Origin of the sequence: Paraburkholderia sp. SIMBA_054 (genome assembly GCF_046534875.1) — a bacterium.
GTDB classification, from domain to species: domain Bacteria; phylum Pseudomonadota; class Gammaproteobacteria; order Burkholderiales; family Burkholderiaceae; genus Paraburkholderia; species Paraburkholderia hospita.
Genome location: NZ_JAWRXV010000077.1, coordinates 1 through 17,668 on the forward strand (window position 1 = coordinate 1; position 17,668 = coordinate 17,668).

The following is a 17,668-nucleotide window of genomic DNA, read 5'->3' on the forward strand; positions in this document are numbered from 1 at the left end:
AACGCCACATTCCTGATTCCATTACTACGTTGCGCATCCTGCTTGGACAAACGCTCATGCAACGATGGCACTCTTCCTGTACACCAATAGAGCGCGCAACTGATTTTATGACACAGTAGTACTAGCAGGCTGCTGATGTACCGCTGAAACACGTCATCGCGCAGAGTTCGTGAAGCGTTGATAGAAGGAGCCCAACTGCCCGATGGAGATTATGCGCGGCGCCGACACGTTCACCGAGAGTCTGTTTTCCATGCGCAAGCTGGAAGACTTCATTCCGCCGTCACATCCGCTGCGTGCGATTCGCGTCATGGCGAACGAAGCACTCGCGAAGATGGATCGGCTGTTCACCGACATGTACGAAGCCGACATAAAGGGCGGGCGGCCGAGCATCGCGCCGGAGAAGCTGTTGCGGGCGATGCTGATCCAGGTGCTCTACAGCATCCGCTCGGAGCAGCAATTGATGGAGCAGGTGCAATACAACCTCCTGTTTCGGTGGTTCATCGGCCTGGCAATGGATGACGTGGTGTGGGTGCCCACGGTCTTCACGAAGAACCGCGAGCGGTTGATCAGGCACGATGCCGTGATCGAATTCTTCAACGAAGTGGTGGCCATCGCTGAGAAGAAGGATCTGCTCTCGGACGAGCACTTCAGCGTAGACGGCACGCTGATCCAGGCGTGGGCGGGACACAAGAGCTTCGTGCGCAAGGACGGCGACGATCAGGATGACGAAGGCAGCAGCGCGGACGACTTTAAAGGTAGCAAGCGCAGCAACGAGACGCATCAGTCCAGGACCGATCCTGATGCGCGGCTCTATCGTAAAGGCAAGAGTGCGACACGCACACTCGTGTCCGGGTAACTCCAACGTTAGGAGCATTGAAAGGAGGTGTGGTCCCGGGGCGAAAGCTCCACGCGTTATTGTCCGGTCGATGTGCTCAGTTAGGGTGCGTCGATAGAGAGACCTACCATGCGACTGGTAGTAGCCTGAGGAGACTTGCGTCACTGGCAACGGTGGGGTGGGTAGCTCTCCTTACAAAGTGCCCCCATAAGGGTATCCGACGGCTGTGAAGCTATGGGGTGGAGACTCCCAGCAGCAATGGGGTCAAGGTGCGAGGCTGACCGATATGGGCAACGAAAGTGAACTGTTGATAAACGTCGTAATTGCGGAGGTGCCCAAGCTGCTGAATGGCACTAACCAAAAGGTATGTGGTCGGTTGTCCCGATTCTTGCACGGGACACGTCGCCATCAGACCACCGGCGAAGAGGCAGGCCCTAACTCGGTCGTGTAATGCGTGGGGAACGTGGTAAGCCCGTATGGCTGCCGGGGCGCAGTTCGGCTCAGGCAGGCGAACTGTAAGGAACGCTGTTGGCTGTGCGGGTATGGGAGGTTGGAAAAAGCGAATGCCGGACTGTAATGGTCCGGATAGGGGTTGAAACATCACCCCACGCGAAAGCGGGCAGACTTCCAACTGGTGCGGCAGTCGTTGGCAGGCTGCAGCGGTTCTGGTCATAGACTCTGTGCGTGATCCGGGTTCAGCAAGGAAGAAGCCATCAGTAGTTAGGACGGCTCTGCGTTCCCGCTTCGAGAACTATGCAGTGCAATGGCCGGCGAAGAAGAACGGGGGTGACTGACCCGTGAATCGGCTCTCCGTGAGGGGAGCTTTTGCTGTGCTTGAGTCGTATGCGGGGAAACTCGCACGTACGGTTCTTAGAAGGGGGCGGCCGCGCAGTAATGCGCGGTTGCTACCCGACCGGCCAGCGAATTGCGATACATGGGCCATACGCTGACCGATAACCGGCACGGTCTGGTGGTCAACGCGCGCGTGACTCGCGCTGACGGGCATGCTGAGCGTGAAGCGGCCAAGATCATGATCAACGACGCGCGGCAAGCGGTACAGGATGCCAGCGCAGAGATCACGCTGGGCGCGGACAAGGGTTACGACGCACAGGAATTCATCGAGGCCTGCCACGAGATGAAGGTCACACCGCACGTAGCGCAAAACACTTCGGGGCGGCGTTCGGCGGTGGCCGATACCATTGCCTCGAGCGCGGGCTATGCCATTTCTCAGCAAAAGCGCAAGCTGATCGAACAAGGCTTCGGATGGGTGAAGACCGTGGGGCGTATGCGCCAGGCGATGGTACGCGGGTTGAAGAAGGTGGATCAGATGTTCGTGCTGAACATGGCCGCATACAACCTCGTGCGCCTGCGATCCTTGGCACAGGTCCGTCCATAGTGACGGGAAACGCGGAAATGAGGCCAGGAATTGGCCTCAAAACGCTTAAAGCGACGTTGAATTCGCATTGAACTTGCACAATGCGAAAAAACTTGCGACGAGAGTCGCGTAATCGGAGTGAGGCCGTTTCAACTCGGGTGTACTTCAGCAGCCTGCTAATGCGCTTTGCTATGCCGTCGCCCATCCGCCGGCCTGCAAGACGAATCAAGTTATCGAACACGGACTAACGTCCAAAGACGATCTCAAAGACCTGAGTCTGAGAAAAAGTTACTGCTAAATCCAATAGATCAAAAAAATACTTATAATCAATTCATTTCCAAGGACACTTCTGGTTAATCGGCGCAATGAATAAAAAAATCGTGCCACTATACGAAGCCATTACGTTTGAATGGTTGCCGCACCGGACAGCTCGAAACCCTTATCCGGCCATGCTCGGCCCACCGCAGCGCCGCGCGTCGCCGGACGGGACGGGACGCCGAGCCATTCCCTTCAATATTAGAAAAATAGCATTTTCCGGACAATAGGGGCTTCTGAGCAGCCGATTTCAGCCAATGAATCCGCGTAGCCAATTTATCTGTAGCATAATTCGATCGCCCCTAATCAACAGCGCTTCACTCACCTGAAAATGGGTTGATCCGGTGACCGATAAACTGCTTACCGATTGGAGTACTGCGTCGCTGGGCAAGAGCACGACGGCCGACATGAAGCGGACCGTGTTCTACGTGCAGCCGTTGATCGCCCACTACCGGATGGAGGTCGTCGAGTCGCTGAACCGGCTCTTTTCCGTCAAGCTTTTTGCCAGTTCGGCAGGGATCGAATCGAACGGTTTTTCGCGGGAGAAGCCCGCATGCGAGGAGTTCGTCGAAACGCAGATCAGCCACGTCTTTTCGCCGGGCATCAACATGCAGCGGGAAGTCGTCGGAAGAATCGTGCGCGAGCGCCCCGCTGCCGTGCTGATATTCGCGGACATCCGCTATCTGTCGCTCTGGCTCGCGCTGATAGCTGGCCGCGCGATGCGCATTCCCGTCCTGATCCATGGTCAGGGCCTGTACCGGCACGAAGACGACGTCGGCGTGATCCGCACGCTGTGCTACCGGATCGCCGTCGCGCTATCGACGCAATACATCTGCTACACCGACGCGTCCAAGCGTTCACTGGAAAGCGTCGGTTGTCCTTCCGGGAAACTGATCGTGGCCGATAACTCGCTGACCGTCGAATACACCGTCGATCCCGCCGAAAAGTCGGGCAAGGAAACGGGCATCCTGTTCCTTGGGCGGCTGCGCGACGACTCGAACGTCGGCGCGCTGATCGAAGCCGTCGGCCGTCTGCGCAGCGAGGATCATCAGATCACGCTGCATCTGGTCGGCGGCGGCAAGCACGGCGCGCAACTCAAGCGCGTGTACGGCGACCGCGACTATGTCATCTGGTACGGACCGGTGTTCGACGAAAGCCGCATCGCGGCGATCAGCCGGCTTTGCCGCATCGGCTGCTACCCTGGGGCAGCGGGTCTGAGCGTGGTCCACATGTTCGGGTTGAGCCTGCCGCCGCTCGTTCACGACGAGCTACAGCGGCATATGGGCCCCGAGCCGGGCTATGTCGAAGAAGGCAGCACGGGGTTCTTCTATCCGCGCGAAGGCGGCGTCGATGCGCTCGCGGGTACGCTGCGGCGCGTGTGGACGATGTCGCCCGAAATGATGCGCGCGGCGAGCACCGCAGCCTATTCGAAGTATCAGCAGCTGAATTCGCCGACCCTCGGAAGAAAGCTGGCCGAGATCGTTCGCGCGTCGCTGAAGCCTTGATCGAGGCATTTCGCGAACACAGCCCATCGGCACCCTTTTCATCCCGTCCTGAGCAAGAAACCTAAGCCCGCGCGCCGATCACCTGCTGCGCCACGGCCAGATAGCGCTGCGCCGTATCCTGCAACGTCAAGCCCGCCAGCGACCTCGGCACCTTAGGCTGCGCCAGCGCGCCCAGCAGCGCGGCGGCATAGGCGGCCGTATCGTCGGTATCGACGAGTTGCACGCAGGGCAGCATCTCCGCGAACTGGAACGGCGTGATCGTGCTCGCGACAACCGGAATCCCCGACGCCAGCGCCTCCAGAAACGCAATGCTGTGCCCTTCCGAACGCGACGGCATCGCGAACACGGTCGACGCGCGCAGCACGCCGCTCACGTCCGTATGCGGACCATCCACGCTCACCCGGCTTTCGAGCCCGAGCTTCTTCACCAGACCCTGGATCGCGGCCAGATAGGCCGGGTCCTCGACCACGCCGTACAACTGCAGCCGCACATCCGTCACCTGCGCCGCGACCTCGCGAAACGCATGCACCGTCTGCAGCTGGTTCTTCACCGACGTGTACCGGCCGATCTGCACGATCTGCGGCGGCGTATCGCCCGTGCGCGGCCGGCCGTCGAATGCAAAGCGTGACATGTCGACGCCGTTCGGGATCATCGTCAACAGCGGATGCGAGCCGACGCAGTCCGTATAGTCCCGCACGTTCGCGGGCGACACGCCGATCACCGCCCTCGCCCGCGACGACAGCACGCGCTCGACGTTGCGAAACAGCTTGCGCTCGAAATCGTTGACGGCGGAATGCATCACGTAGATCACGGGCACCTTGCTAGGCAGCGCGCGCGCATAGAACGCGGGGATCGTCGCGTGCGCGAACACGACGTCGGGCCGAAAGCGCCGCAGCACGCCCGCCAGATGCATCAGCTTGCCCGGCAGGCTCGCGCGCTTCGCGGGGAACACGCACGCGACGCCGTGACTCGCCAGCTCGCGCGTGAACGGCGCAAAGTCGGGCCGCTCGGGCATCAGCGCCGTCACGCCGACCACACTGCCGTCGCGCTGCTGATGTATCGCGAGATCCTTCGCCAGCACTTCCGCGCCCGACAGACGCGGCTCCAGCACGAGATGAAGTATCCGCATCACATCACCCTCGCCGTGCGATACGTCATCCACGCAGCCGCCGAACTCAGGCCGACCGTCATCGCCCATGCAATACCCGTGACGCCCCAGTAATGCGTCGCGGGCGGCACGCAGGCGACCAGCACGAACACCTGGATCACCGACGCCTGCGTCGTCGCCTTCGCGTCGCCGACGGCCCGCAGATACGACACCAGCACCGCGATCAGGGCGCCGATCGCCATGTTGATCACAAAGATCTTGAAGAGCGGCACGGCGGGTAGCCAGGCCGGGCCGAGTACCAGCGCGAAGAGCCAGTGCGCCGCGAGCCGCAGCACGAGCACGACCGCCACCAGCCCCAGCGCGATCCCGCCGATATAGCGCCTGAAAAGCCGTGCAGCGGCATGCGGATCGGCGCGATGGCGTGCGGCGAAGGTCGGAAACAGGTACTGCGACATCGCGATCGCGGCATCGGCGAGCAGCATCTGCGCGAGCCGCGACGACATCTGATACGCGCCGAGTTGCGCGGGCCCGAGCAGCTTGCCGACCACCACTTTGTCGAACTGGTTGAGGATCAGATTGACGACGCTGCCCGCCCAGATCCAGCGGCTAAAACCAATGTAGTGGCCGATGCCGGACCAGCGCAGGCGGATAGGCGGACGCGGCGTCATCGTGATCCAGGTGAGCGTCGTCTTCAGCGACTCGCCGACGATCATCCCAAGCAGCACCGAGTACGCACCCGCGCCCGCCAGCGCGAGCGCCAGCCCGCAACAGCAGTCGACGAATGCCGCCGACACCTCGATCACCGCGACGTGCTGGAAGCGCCGCTCGCGTTGCACGACGTAATACGCAGGCGACGCGATGCCGCGCAACAGCGGCAACAGCGCGGCGAGCTGTAACAGCAGCAGCGCGCCGCCGAGATGGAACTGGCTGTTCATCAGCGGCGCGATCGCGACGAGCGCCACGCCGATGATCAGGCCGCGCGTCGCTAGCGTAGTCCAGACGGAGCCAAGTTCATCGCGGGTCGGCGCGGCCTGCCCCTGGATCACCGCCTGCGACAGGCCCGTATCGGACATGGCTTCCGCAATCGCGACGGCGAGCAGCGCGACGCTCACGCTGCCGATCGCCTCCGGCCCGAGGATACGGCCGATCGCGAGAAATTTGACGGCAACGAGCCCACGCATCAACACCTGCTGCAACAGCACCCATGTCGCTGCGCTCGAACCCAGGCCTGCCCTGAACGAAAACGCCGGTAGCCTCATCGTCCGCAATGTTTTTCTCCTGTGTCGATCCGAGTTGGCGCTTTGGCGCTTACTCTGGTCCCATGCAAAGCTGTCGATCAGAGTTACCGCTTTAGCGCTTACTCGGGTCCCATGCAAAGCCGTCGACCAGAGTTAGCGCTTCACCCCGCACCACCTCAACCCGTTGCGCATACCCATGCGCGCCGCAGACACAGCCTGTCCGTCGGTTTACGCACGCCGTCCCTCAAGGTAACCCGCCACACCCGCACACGGACGCCATCTGTCAGTCAGATTCCGCAACCCGCCCCCTCCGGCTGTCCGTTGTCGCCAAACAAATGGCGAAATTGTCGGTTCGCGCCGAAGACGTAATGCTAAGGTGAGCCCAAGGCTGCTCCTTAAGATCGCCATGGAACGCGCAACCCATCTCGTGTCCGTTGAAGCCCCCATCGCCGATGCTGCGAGACTCGGCTATGTCGTCATCATCGAGCCCAATTTCACCGGGCATCGGTGGCGCTATGTCGAGTGGATCGCACAGGCCTGCCTCGAAGCCGGCTATCCTGTTCTCGTCGTGACCGAGAACTCGAACGAAGACCATCGCCTCGCGCGCGAGATCATGTCGGCAAGGCGCGAGGACCTGCAGATCGCGTTCGTCGACAAGGAAAGCCAGCGTCACAGCCGCGGCCTGAAGCGCGTCAGCTACGCGCGGTTTCATGCGTATTTCAAGCTCGCCTACGACTCCGTCAAGCGCGCGGAACGCGTGCGTCTTGTCGTCGTTCCGTATGTCGATTACTTCTTTCACGCGCTGCCGCTGCTCGGCTCGCCGTTCGGCAGGACGCCGTGGATCGCGATCACGATGCGCGCGACGTTCCATCATCGCAAGGTCGGTGTGCGCACACCGGGACGGCCGCTCGTCAATACGCTGAAGTCGCTGCTGTTTCGCCGCGCCGTCCATACGAGAGGGCTGCGCACGCTGCTGTCGATCGATCCGACACTGCCCGAATGGGTCGGCCGCGCGAAGCCGAAACATGGCGCATCCGTCGGATACGTGGCCGATCCGTTCCCCGATCCGAAGGCCGAAGATCCCCTCGTCGCGCGCGAGCGTCTCGGGCTTGATCCCGCTGGCCGCTATCTGCTCGTCTACGGCTCGATCAGCGAACGCAAGGGCATCTGCGAACTCGCCGAGGCGCTCGCGGGCATGAAGGAGGACGCGCCGACGCTCCTGCTCGCCGGCGAACAGGACCAGGAAGTGCGCGGCTTCATGCGCGCGTTCATTCCGATCCTGAAGCCCGCGCCCGTGATACTCGATCAGTTCGTTTCGAACGAGATGGAGCGGGACCTGTTCTCCGCATGCGACGTCGTCTGGCTCGGCTACAAAGGCCACTACGGGATGAGCGGTGTGCTCGTGCAGGCCTATCGCTTCGACAAGCCCGTTGTCGCGACGAGCGACGGGCTGATCGGCTGGTTCTGCCGCGGCGGGCAACTCGGGCCGTGCCTCGACGACCTGTCGGCGGTATCGATCACGCAAGCGCTCGGCGAAGTTGCCGTGCAATGGCAACGCGGCGAAAAGCACCAACGTCCGCTCGATCATCTGCTCGCGTGCAACACGCTCGGTCAATTCAAGGAAACGCTGCGCCAGACGATCACGGCCGCTGTCGAAACGCGCGTCTGATCCGGCACGCGCATGTAAGCGGTGACCCTTTGCCTCAGTATGCTTGCGGGCGCACCGCTCAATCCGACGTTTCGCTACTCACCCGCTCGATCCGTTTCACGCGCGCGACCCGCGCTAGCAGCACCTGGCGCGCCCATTGCGCGCAAGGCCGCTCGATGCGCGTCGCGCTGATCCGCGCGGCCACATAGCTCGCACAACACGCGAACACGGCGGCAATCGCGAAGCCGAGCACGGGCACGCGGTGATCGAGTGCATCGAGCGGCGTCTTCAACGCAACGCGCACGACCAGGATCACGACGAAGCTCCAGATGTACAACCCGTAGCTGTTCTGCCCAAACGCGGCAACGATCCGCGCGCCCGGATAACGGCGCGGCAGTTGCGCGAGCAGCAGCAACAGCGCGGCCGCTGCGCACGCGGCGACCGTCGGCGCGAGCCAGTGCGCGAGGCCAAGCCCCGAACCCGTCGCGTACAGCAATGCGAGCAGGACTGCACAGGCGGCGAGCGTGCACGCGATGCCGAACATCGACAGCTTCATGCCGTCGCGTAACAGAAGCCGCTTGCCATAGCGCGCGAGCACGAAGCCGATGACGAAGCATGGCAGTTGCGTCGGCGGCCAGTAGTAGAGGAACGAATTGTTCTCGACGGTGCAGACGTCATCGGCGCAGGCGCCCGCCGTCAGCGCGACGGCGCTGATCACCAGCAGCGCCAGCGACGTACGCCATAGGCCGCGCCGCGTGCGCGTCGCGATGAAGAGGAGCGGTGCGAACAGATAGAAGCACATCTCCACGCCAATCGACCAGCCGCCCGGCACCACCGTATTGACGGCACTCGGCACCCACGCGTGGATGAAGACGAGATTCGCCACGACGTCGCTAACACCATGCGCCGCCGTCACCCGCGTATCGAAGCGTCCCGCCAGATGATTCCCGAGCGAATACACGGCAATCGCAACGTAATACAGCGGCGCGATGCGAAAGAAGCGCTTGACGTAGAAGCGCCGCGCGATCAGCGAGCGGTCGTCGCCGAAGCGCTTCGTTTCTTCTTCGAGTGTCAGCATGATCGTCACGGCGCTGATGACGAAGAACAGCTGCACGCCGTATTGCCCCATATCCGACACGGCCTGCAGCCACGTAGGCAGCGCGGGCATGAAGAGCGCGAGATGCACGACAATCACGCCGACAATGGCGAGTGCGCGGCCGGCATCGAGCGCGGCGACGCGAGCGTCGTCATGCGTCGCGGCCTTCGTGACGGACGCGCTCGTTGCCGTGGTGACCGACGAGACGTGCGTAGCCGCGTGCGCCGCAGGCGTCCCCGACGCGCTCGCGCGGGTCCGCTCCACGCAGCGGCTACCGATGCGGTCAAGCCATGTCAGCGTTCCTGTGAAGCTCACGCAAATCCTCCCCTTGCGAGCCGGATGCTTCGCCCACCTGCGCGCACGCGACGCGTGCAGCATGCTGCAGCAATGAATGGGCCGGAATCAGGACAGCTGCCCGCCGACGGGCATTTCCTCGCGCACCGATGCGTTGCGTTTAGCCGGGAACAGCGCATTGCGCAGCCGCAGGAACGGATACTCGACGGCGCGCGTCATCACATAGCCCGCGATGATGGCGACAGCAGCCTGCGCGGCCAGCGCGACGAACCAGATCGCGGCGGGCGGCAAGCCAAGGGCCGTCGCCTTGCGGATCACGATGTCGCCGGGCGCGAGCGCGAGCGAATGCCACAGGTAGATGCCGTACGAGTATACGCCGAGCCACGCAACCGCGCGGTACACGCGCAAATCGCGAACCCTGCCCGAGTGCTCAAGCATCAGCACGATGAACGCGCAAAAGCCGAGTGCCTGAATCGTATAGCCGATGCTTTCATCAAGCGGCTCGTGCTTCGTCGCGAGCACGAGCCATGCGACCAGCACGGCCACGACGGCAAGCAGCCAGCCGGTACGCTTCGCGATGCCCTGATAGACATCGGGCTTCATCCAGTAGATCGCGGCCAGAATCACGCCGTACAGCAAACTGTCGATCCGGTACTGCGTATAGAAGAACGCGGCCTGCAAATCGCCGCCCGCGACTTCGAGGCAACGCGCGATCAGCACGATCACGCAGATCCCGCCGAGCACGCTGATGATCGAGCCGGCGCGCATCTTCCAGCGTGCGAACAGCAGCAGCAAGGCGGGCAGAAAGAGATAGAAGTGCTCTTCGACGGCAAGGCTCCACGTCTGCGCGATCGATGTGCCGAAGTAGTTCTGCAAATGCGTCAGGTTCTGCCAGAGGAACGTGTCCAGCGGATGCCGGCCAGCGACCGAATGAAACAGGATCAGCACGTAGTAGGCGGGCCAGATCTTGAACATCCGCCGCACGATAAAGCGGCGCGCGTCGACGTGGCCCTTCTCCGCGTATTGCCGCAGCAGCAGCCCGCCGACGAGAAAGCCGCTCAGCGTGAAGAACAGGTTCACGCCCTCCCGACCGAAGTTCTTCAGCGGATACTCGATGATCGAGATCAGCGCGCTGCCAGTCTGATTCACATGAAAGTGGTAGCCCATCACCGCGATAATCGCGATGCCGCGCACGAAGTCGAGTTCGACCGACCTGCCTCGCATCATCGATTGCGCGCTGCCGAATAGCTTCATGCCTGTTCCCCTTCGACGTCGTTTGCTGGTCTTGATTGTGAGCCGCCACGCGGAGAGCCACTGCCCTTTCGTACCGTTAGTCCCCTGGCGCATTGAATGCATGCAGGCATGCGTCGACGGGCACTTTTCGCACGATATTCCGACCATGTTGCTTGCTCGGCCGCGCACCCGTACGCCAAGTTGCTGCCCTTATCGGACAGCCTGGCCGCGCGTGCCGAACCGTCTGACCAGACGCTTTTGACGCATCGTTTGACCCCGCCAGAACCCAGGCGTATTACGCCTGTGCCGGACTTCACGCCAGGCGCTCCATTTATATTCAGACTGAACAGTGGCGCGCGTCGCCCTGCCACGATGAAGATATCGCACCGCACCGGGAGAGGGAGAATCGATGCGCAACAAGTACGCTACGTTGTGGATCTGGATGTGCTTGTGTCCACTCGCGCTCGACTACAAGGCACCGGATGCGGATTCGGGCCACGCCGCGCAGATCCTGCTCGTCGCGCCGACTTTCGCTGCCGCGCTCGCGCTGATTTTCATCGCGCCGCGTTTTCGCGAAGTGTCTCCGTTGCGCCGGTTCGTCACCCTTTGCCTCGTGCTGAGCGTGCCGGGCAGCCTGATCGCGCAATTCGTGCAAGGCAACGATTTCGGCAACTATCTGCGTGTCGTGTTGCCGTTTCTGCTGTTTCTGCTCGGTTACGCGATGGCGTGCCATCCGTGGCATGAGAACCGCATCGGGCAGATGGAAAAGGCGCTCTTCTGGGCGAACCTCATCTGTCTGGTCTTCACGTTCGTCTTTGGCATTGCGACGGGCGGCGGATTGGGCGGGATCGCCGACGTGCGCTTTCGTATCGTCTCCGTGACGCTGCTCGGCCTGCAAGGCGTGCTGCTGCACGAATTCGTGCTCGCACGACGCTTTTCGCCGTTCATGCTCGCGGTGTTTCTCGGCACGGTGCTCGTCGAGCTGTTAAGCGTGACGCGCAGTCTGCTGGCCGGCACGATGCTGCTGTTCATGATGGCCGCGTGGATGAGCGCGCCGTCGTTGCGTTACCTGCTGCGCTCGGCCATACGTACGTTTATCGTGAGTATCGTGCTTGGCGCGATGGGCGCGCTCGCCATACTGAGCATGCCGTCAGTCAGCGAGCACTGGATGCAGCGCTTCACGGCTGCCTCCAATACGCAGACTGGCAAGGACCCGACGACCATCACGCGTCTTGCCGAAATCAAGGACCAGTTCGATCAGGTGACGTCGTCGACGCAATCGCTGCTACTCGGCGAGGGCTACGGCCATTACTACCGCTATTCGCCGCAATATCTGCCCGATCTCGCGGGACAGATCAGCGAGAAGGATTTCTACGCGATCCGCGAATGGGCGGCGGGTCACAACTTCTGGATCTATCAGCTGTTCGCGGGCGGTCTGCTGTTCGGCCTCGCGCTGCCGCTCGCGGTACTGGTGACGCTGGCGCACTGCACGCTCGCTTACCGACGATGGCGCGCGAAAAGCCCCGGTGCGCCACTTTTGCCCGTGTTCGGCCGCGCGATCCTGCTGCTCGCCGCGCTGCCAGCCCAGTCGATCGGCGGCAATCCACTCGGCCCGCGTTTCTCGGGACTCGTATTCGGCGTCGCGCTCGGTTTGACGGTCGCGACGTATTGCCGTTTGCATCGACAGCTGGACGCAAAGGCGCGCTTGAAAGTCGAGCCTGTGACGCCGCCGCCATCGGCACGCGCGACAGCCGTCGCGCAGAAACCGCCGACGCAGCCGCCCGTCCAGCCGCCCCGCCCCGCGCCGTTCGCGTCGGCTGCCGCGCGATGCGCGCTGAAAGACGCAACAGGGTCAGAACCGTACGACGCAGACCGCACGCGCGATCTGCGTCAGCGAGGCATGCCGGCGTCCGCGTGACGTGCGCTGCAGCGCATGTCACGCATCACGCGGATTGCCTCGTTTCATCGCCCGGCTGCGCCGGTCCTTTTCGCACTGCGCCGTGTTATTCGCCAATGAAAATTCTTCATCTACTTTCGACAGTCGACCCGCGGGCAGGCGGACCGACTGAAGGTGTGCGACAGAGTGGCGTCGCGATGGCGTCGCTGGGTCACGAGGTCGAGGTCGCGTCACTCGACGCCACCGATGCGCCGTATGTACGCGACTTCCCGTTGCCCGTGCATGCGCTCGGTCCGGGCCGCAACTACTACGGCTTCACGCCCGATTTCGTGCCGTGGCTCAGCCGCGAGGCGCAGCGCTTCGATGCCGTGATCGTGCATGGACTGTGGCAATACCATGGCTTCGGCGCATGGCGCGCGCTGCGCGCGTCGAAGGTGTCGTACTACGTGTACACGCACGGCATGCTCGACCCGTATTTCAAGCGCACGTACCCGCTCAAGCATCTGAAGAAGTGGGCGTACTGGCCGTGGGCTGAATATCGCGTGCTGCGCGACGCGGCCGCCGTGATCTTCACGACGGAAGAAGAGCGGCTGCTCGCGCGGCAATCGTTCTGGCTGTATCGCGCGAACGAGCGCGTCGTGCCGTTCGGTACCAACCCACCGCCGCCGCACGCACGGGCGCTGCGCGAAGCGTTCCTGAGCACTTATCCGGCTCTGCGCGGCAAGCGGATCGTGCTGTTTCTCGGGCGCATCCACGAAAAGAAGGGCTGCGATCTGCTGATTCACGCATTCGCCGACCACGCGCAGCGCGACCCGGAGGCGCATCTCGTGATTGCGGGTCCCGATGCAACGGGCTGGCAGCGGCCGCTGCAGGCGCTCGCGCGCTCTTGCGGGATCGAGGAGCGAATCGCGTGGCCGGGCATGCTGCAGGGCGATCTGAAATGGGGCGCCTTCTATGCGAGCGACGTGTTCGCGCTGCCGTCGCATCAGGAGAACTTCGGCGTGGCCGTGGCGGAAGCGTTGGCATGCGGCCTGCCCGTGCTGCTGTCGGACAAGGTCGGCGTGTGGCGCGAAGTGGAAAACGACCACGCGGGCTTCGTGTCGAGCGACACGATCAACGGCACGCAGCGCAATCTGCTGAACTGGCATTCGCTCGATGCCGCTGCGAAGGGAAACATGCGCGAGCAGGCGCGCAGGACGTTCGATGCACGCTTCGGCATCGAGAGCATGATCGATTCGTTGACTGCGCTACTGCAACCGCAGCCTGCCGTTGCGCCTCGCGCAGCCGATCAGCAGTCGCCGCAGAATACGCCTGGTGCGATACCAAGGAAGGTGCCGGCGCAGAGGGAGCCGTCGGTGAATTGAGTCTGCTTTGCGCCTTCGCACACGTTGCTACGCGTTGCGAAGGTGCCAATGAAAAAATCCCGCCATTTGCATCGCGGGATTTTTTATCGTTACGTGTCTGTCTTTGCGAGTATCGCAGCCCTCACATCGCCTCATTCCCCCCCGCCCGCACCAGCGACTGCGCCGCGATCGGCAGCTTGCCGAGTTCGGCATTCTGCACGCCAAACCGCATGCTCCCGGCCGCCTCGCCGATCGGCAGAATCGTCGCCGTATCGGGCTTGCCGAGCCGCTGCGCAAGATGCTCGCCCAGCCGCAACGCAAGCGCCGAAATCGTGATCGTCGGGAAGTTTGCACCGACCGTCGGAAACACCGAGCTTCCTGCGACATACAGATTGCTCACGCCATGCATCTTGCAGTCACGATCGACGACGCCTTCACGCGGCGAATCGTGCATCCGCGTCGTGCCCATGTGATGCCACGTGCCTTCGAGCTTCGCGGGCAACGACGCACGGCCCTCGAGCGGCTCGTCGAGTTCGACTTCGGCGACGCCCATCATCTTCAGTTCGTCGGCGAGCAGCTGGAACGTGCGGTCGAACGTGCGCTGCACCAGTTCCGTGAGCCGCCAGTCGACTTTCACGCGCGGCAGGCCCAGCGCGTCCCTGCGATCGGATAGCGTGACGCGGCTGTCGCGGTTCGGCTCCGCTTCGACGATCGCCTGCAGCTTCACGTCCGAGATCAGCGCGCGCAACTGCAGCAGACGCGTGAGACCAAAGCCGACCGTATCGACGGGATGCGCGGCCATCGTCAGGTAATCGTCGCGCGCGCGGCGGCCCGGCTGTTCCTTGCGATGCAACGCCTCGCGGCAGCGGATCAACGCCTCCGATCCCGCACTGCCTTCGCCGAAGAAACGCGAGAAAAGCCATACGCGCGAATTGAGCAGCTTCTCGCGCTTGATGACGTCGTGCGTCAGCGCGAACTGCGACGAGATATGCGTGCCGTGTGCCGCGACGGCGGCGTTCTGGTAGTGGTACTTGATGTCGTACAGCTTGTTGCGCGACCACTCTTTGGTGAACTTCACCGTGCCCGTCATCAGGCGCGGATGGTCCATGAAGAAGCGGCCCACCAGATCGTGTCCGTTGCCGAGTCCCGCTGCCTGCACCTTGTTCGACGCGAGCAGCAGCCGGGCGTTTTCGATGCCGCCCGTGGCCAGCACGAACACCTTGGCGTTCACGCGAAAGCGCTTGCCCGTGAGCGTCGCGACATCGACGCCCGTGACTTCGGACGCCTGCGCATCCGAATCGATATTCACGACGTTCGCATGCAGGAACACGCGCACACGGTCCGAGCGCCGCAATACCTCGCGATACACCTTGCCGAAGCGCACAGGCGGGCTGAACTGCGAAACGGTGTCACGCACGTTGCCCGACATCATCGGATAGCGGCGCACGTCGTGCCGGTTGATCTGCTGCTCCCACCACGCGGGATCAAAATTGTGCGGGCCGAGCTTGAGCAGCGCATGGGTGCGCAGATAGTACGGCGCGAGCTCTTCGAGACCGAACGGCCAGCCGCTATGCGCGACCCAGTCTTTCTTGTCGAAGTCCCACGGATCGAGCGGACGGCACCAGCCGCCCCAGCAATTGCTGCTGCCGCCCAGGTAGCGGCTGCGGCAACCGTCCGCGAAGGCATACGGAATGCCGACGTTTTCGCCGCGATAGAGATCGCGCGTTTCGTCGTCGGCCTTGTAGCCGCCGCTTTCGAGCACGCAGCAGTCGATGCCCGCGCGTTCCAGTTCCATCGCGAGCGTAATACCCGCGACGCCTGCCCCGATGATGCATACCGTCGTCGACACAGCGACGCCCTGCTCGACACTGCGGGTATCGATAAACATCCCCTGCTCCCAGCTTGTGTTCTGTTCGTACCTTGTACGGCCGCGTCCAGCTTCGTCCGTTCTGGCCCCCCGCTGCGCACGCGAGCCAGGCTCGTCATGCGTCAACGCCCTGTGGGTTTGCACGAGCGGGCCGCCTGCGCACGCATACCGCATTCCCGCGCCAGCCAGTGCTTACGTAGGATGATGGCTCCGCCTAAGGCAGTTCATCCGCCAACTTCGCGCTTCCGGCAGACAGAACCATGCATCCGATGACCGTTATGCGGGCCTCCCCACATCAGTATCGAAGCGCTTGCGAATAAAGCGGCAAGGATTGCCGCCATACACGCCTTCCGCGTCGAGCGAGCGGTGCACAACGGATAGCGGGGTCACGACAGCCGAGCGGCCGATCGTCACGCCCATCTGCACGACGCACTTTGACGATATCCACGCGCCGTCCTCGATGACGATCGGCGCGACGCGCAAATCCATGTTTGTTCGCATCTCATGCGAGCCCGCGCTCAGAAAGCTTCCTTGCGATATGCAGACGTTCGAGCCGATGTGAATCGGCGCCTGGTTGTAGATCCACACGTCGACGCCGAACCAGCAGTTGTCGCCCACGGTGAGATTCCACGGCGCCTTCACCCGCACGGGATGCACGAAGCGGCAGTTCGCGCCGATCTTCGCGCCGAACAGCCGCAGCAGCGCCACGCGCACCGACGACACGGGCAGCAGCTTGTTGTTGATCACACACGCTTCGATGAAGAACCAGATCAGCTCGGTCAGAAAACCGCGCGACGCGACATAGTTGCCCTTGCCCGCCAGGCTCAGGTCGATCACGCGGCCCGGCGCAGAGGGCGGGGTGTGCGGTGCGGCATGCGGGTCGTTCATGCTCGCTGCCCGACTGTCCGCGCCCCGACTGTCCCCGGTCCGACCGTCCGCGGCCCGTTCAATCGTGGAGCTGATCGTGTTATCCATAGTCTTCTCCGTCGATGAACGCGCCTCGCCGTCCGTCCGGTACTTCGGCCTTTGTATCCGCATGGCGCGCCTTGTCCTGATCGATTATCTGGCCCATGCGTGCTGATGGACGGCCGCTGTCCGCGCCGTGCGGAGTTTTGGCGGATCGAAGCAGAGTGTCCGTATCACCATGACAGCATGGCTTCATGACGTTTGCAGGAGGAAGACGACAATGGCTGCTCATCTTCGCTCGCGGCAACGCCCGGCGCGCGTGCATCCGTTGCGCGTCGGACTGCGTTCGCGGGTGCTGTTGCTGGCCGCAGCGCTGGCGTCGGCGCTCGCGATGATGCCGCACGCGCACGCCCAGGACAACCCGGCGCAAGGCAACGGCCAGAATGCCGCCGCGCCCAAGGGCAACGCCAATGCCAATGGCGCGCCGGCCCGCAAAACGGCTTCGCAGCGCTCGCAGGAGGACGCGCAGCGTCTGCTCGGCGGTCCGTCGACGTCGCTCGGCGGCTATGACCCCGGCGGCACGACGCCCGATTCGCAACGTGATGCGCTGCTCAACAGTGAGCGCATGCGCGTCGCCAAGCCCAACACACAGGCGATGGGCGGCCCCACCGCCGCAGGTGGCGGCGCGGCGCCCGCGGCTGGCGGCGCGATCCGGCGTCCCGCGCGGGGCGCGGCGGCGGGCGGCGGCGCAGCCGATAACGGCGGCGTGGCAGGTGTCGCAGCACAACGCGCCGCAGCCGTGAATGCTGCCAACGCAGGCGGCGGCACCACGGTGTACAGCAGCCCGTATAGCGAGCGCTCGGGCCGGGAAGTATTCAAATCGCCCTGGTAAATCGGGCACTGCCCGAACGCATCCGCCAATCAGTCCGACTACGCAATAAACCGAAGGCCGCATGCGAACCGCCGGGCACGGTTCGTATGCGGCCTTTCATACGTGTCCGCGCAGTT

The 17,668-nt window shown here is 63.1% G+C and carries 11 protein-coding genes and 2 pseudogenes; 7 read left to right on the plus strand and 6 right to left on the minus strand.

Annotation, left to right across the window (positions count from 1 at the left end; all coding sequences use genetic code 11):
* Window positions 1-211: 211 nt before the first annotated feature.
* The 3 genes and pseudogenes from SB822_RS47890 to SB822_RS47900 form a co-directional block, all read left to right on the plus strand.
* Window positions 212-853 (plus strand): annotated as a pseudogene (locus SB822_RS47890) (IS5 family transposase); the annotation flags it as partial.
* A gap of 892 nt (window positions 854-1,745) precedes the next feature.
* Window positions 1,746-2,231, plus strand: a pseudogene (locus tag SB822_RS47895) (transposase); the annotation flags it as partial.
* Window positions 2,232-2,869: 638 nt separating this feature from the next.
* Entirely contained in the window at window positions 2,870-4,030 is a 1,161-nt protein-coding gene (locus SB822_RS47900) for a glycosyltransferase (protein ID WP_410858022.1), read from the plus strand.
* Window positions 4,031-4,091: 61 nt separating this feature from the next.
* Here SB822_RS47900 and SB822_RS47905 read toward each other — a convergent pair whose 3' ends face one another.
* Entirely contained in the window at window positions 4,092-5,159 is a 1,068-nt protein-coding gene (locus SB822_RS47905) for a glycosyltransferase (RefSeq protein ID WP_410858054.1), read from the minus strand.
* A complete protein-coding gene (locus tag SB822_RS47910; RefSeq protein ID WP_410858023.1) occupies window positions 5,159-6,406 on the minus strand; it encodes an oligosaccharide flippase family protein in 1,248 nt (415 codons plus the stop codon). Before SB822_RS47910 ends, SB822_RS47905 begins: the two co-directional genes overlap by 1 nt.
* A 376-nt stretch (window positions 6,407-6,782) precedes the next feature.
* On the opposite strand from SB822_RS47910, the gene SB822_RS47915 reads away from it, so the two are divergent.
* Complete coding sequence (locus tag SB822_RS47915) at window positions 6,783-8,045, plus strand: glycosyltransferase (protein ID WP_410858024.1); 1,263 nt, start codon at window positions 6,783-6,785, stop codon at window positions 8,043-8,045.
* 58 nt (window positions 8,046-8,103) lie between these two features.
* Here SB822_RS47915 and SB822_RS47920 read toward each other — a convergent pair whose 3' ends face one another.
* Window positions 8,104-9,435: an acyltransferase family protein gene (locus tag SB822_RS47920; protein ID WP_410858025.1), complete on the minus strand. Its 1,332-nt coding sequence runs from the start codon at window positions 9,433-9,435 to the stop codon at window positions 8,104-8,106.
* A gap of 87 nt (window positions 9,436-9,522) precedes the next feature.
* Window positions 9,523-10,668, minus strand: a complete 1,146-nt coding sequence (locus tag SB822_RS47925) for an acyltransferase family protein (protein WP_410858026.1) — start codon at window positions 10,666-10,668, stop codon at window positions 9,523-9,525.
* Window positions 10,669-11,056: 388 nt separating this feature from the next.
* On the opposite strand from SB822_RS47925, the gene SB822_RS47930 reads away from it, so the two are divergent.
* Window positions 11,057-12,565, plus strand: a complete 1,509-nt coding sequence (locus SB822_RS47930; RefSeq protein WP_410858027.1) for a hypothetical protein — start codon at window positions 11,057-11,059, stop codon at window positions 12,563-12,565.
* A gap of 95 nt (window positions 12,566-12,660) precedes the next feature.
* Window positions 12,661-13,908 (plus strand): glycosyltransferase, encoded by a 1,248-nt coding sequence (locus SB822_RS47935; RefSeq protein WP_410858028.1) that lies wholly within the window; start codon window positions 12,661-12,663, stop codon window positions 13,906-13,908.
* A 121-nt stretch (window positions 13,909-14,029) separates the two neighbouring features.
* Here the strand turns inward: SB822_RS47935 and SB822_RS47940 are convergent, their stop codons facing one another.
* Window positions 14,030-15,775 (minus strand): FAD-dependent oxidoreductase, encoded by a 1,746-nt coding sequence (locus tag SB822_RS47940; RefSeq protein WP_410858029.1) that lies wholly within the window; start codon window positions 15,773-15,775, stop codon window positions 14,030-14,032.
* A 255-nt stretch (window positions 15,776-16,030) separates the two neighbouring features.
* The gene (locus tag SB822_RS47945; protein ID WP_242681761.1) at window positions 16,031-16,642 is read right to left on the minus strand and encodes a DapH/DapD/GlmU-related protein; all 612 of its coding nucleotides are present in this window, start codon (window positions 16,640-16,642) and stop codon (window positions 16,031-16,033) included.
* A gap of 298 nt (window positions 16,643-16,940) precedes the next feature.
* On the opposite strand from SB822_RS47945, the gene SB822_RS47950 reads away from it, so the two are divergent.
* Complete coding sequence (locus SB822_RS47950; protein WP_410858030.1) at window positions 16,941-17,552, plus strand: hypothetical protein; 612 nt, start codon at window positions 16,941-16,943, stop codon at window positions 17,550-17,552.
* The last annotated feature ends 116 nt before the right edge of the window (window positions 17,553-17,668 follow it).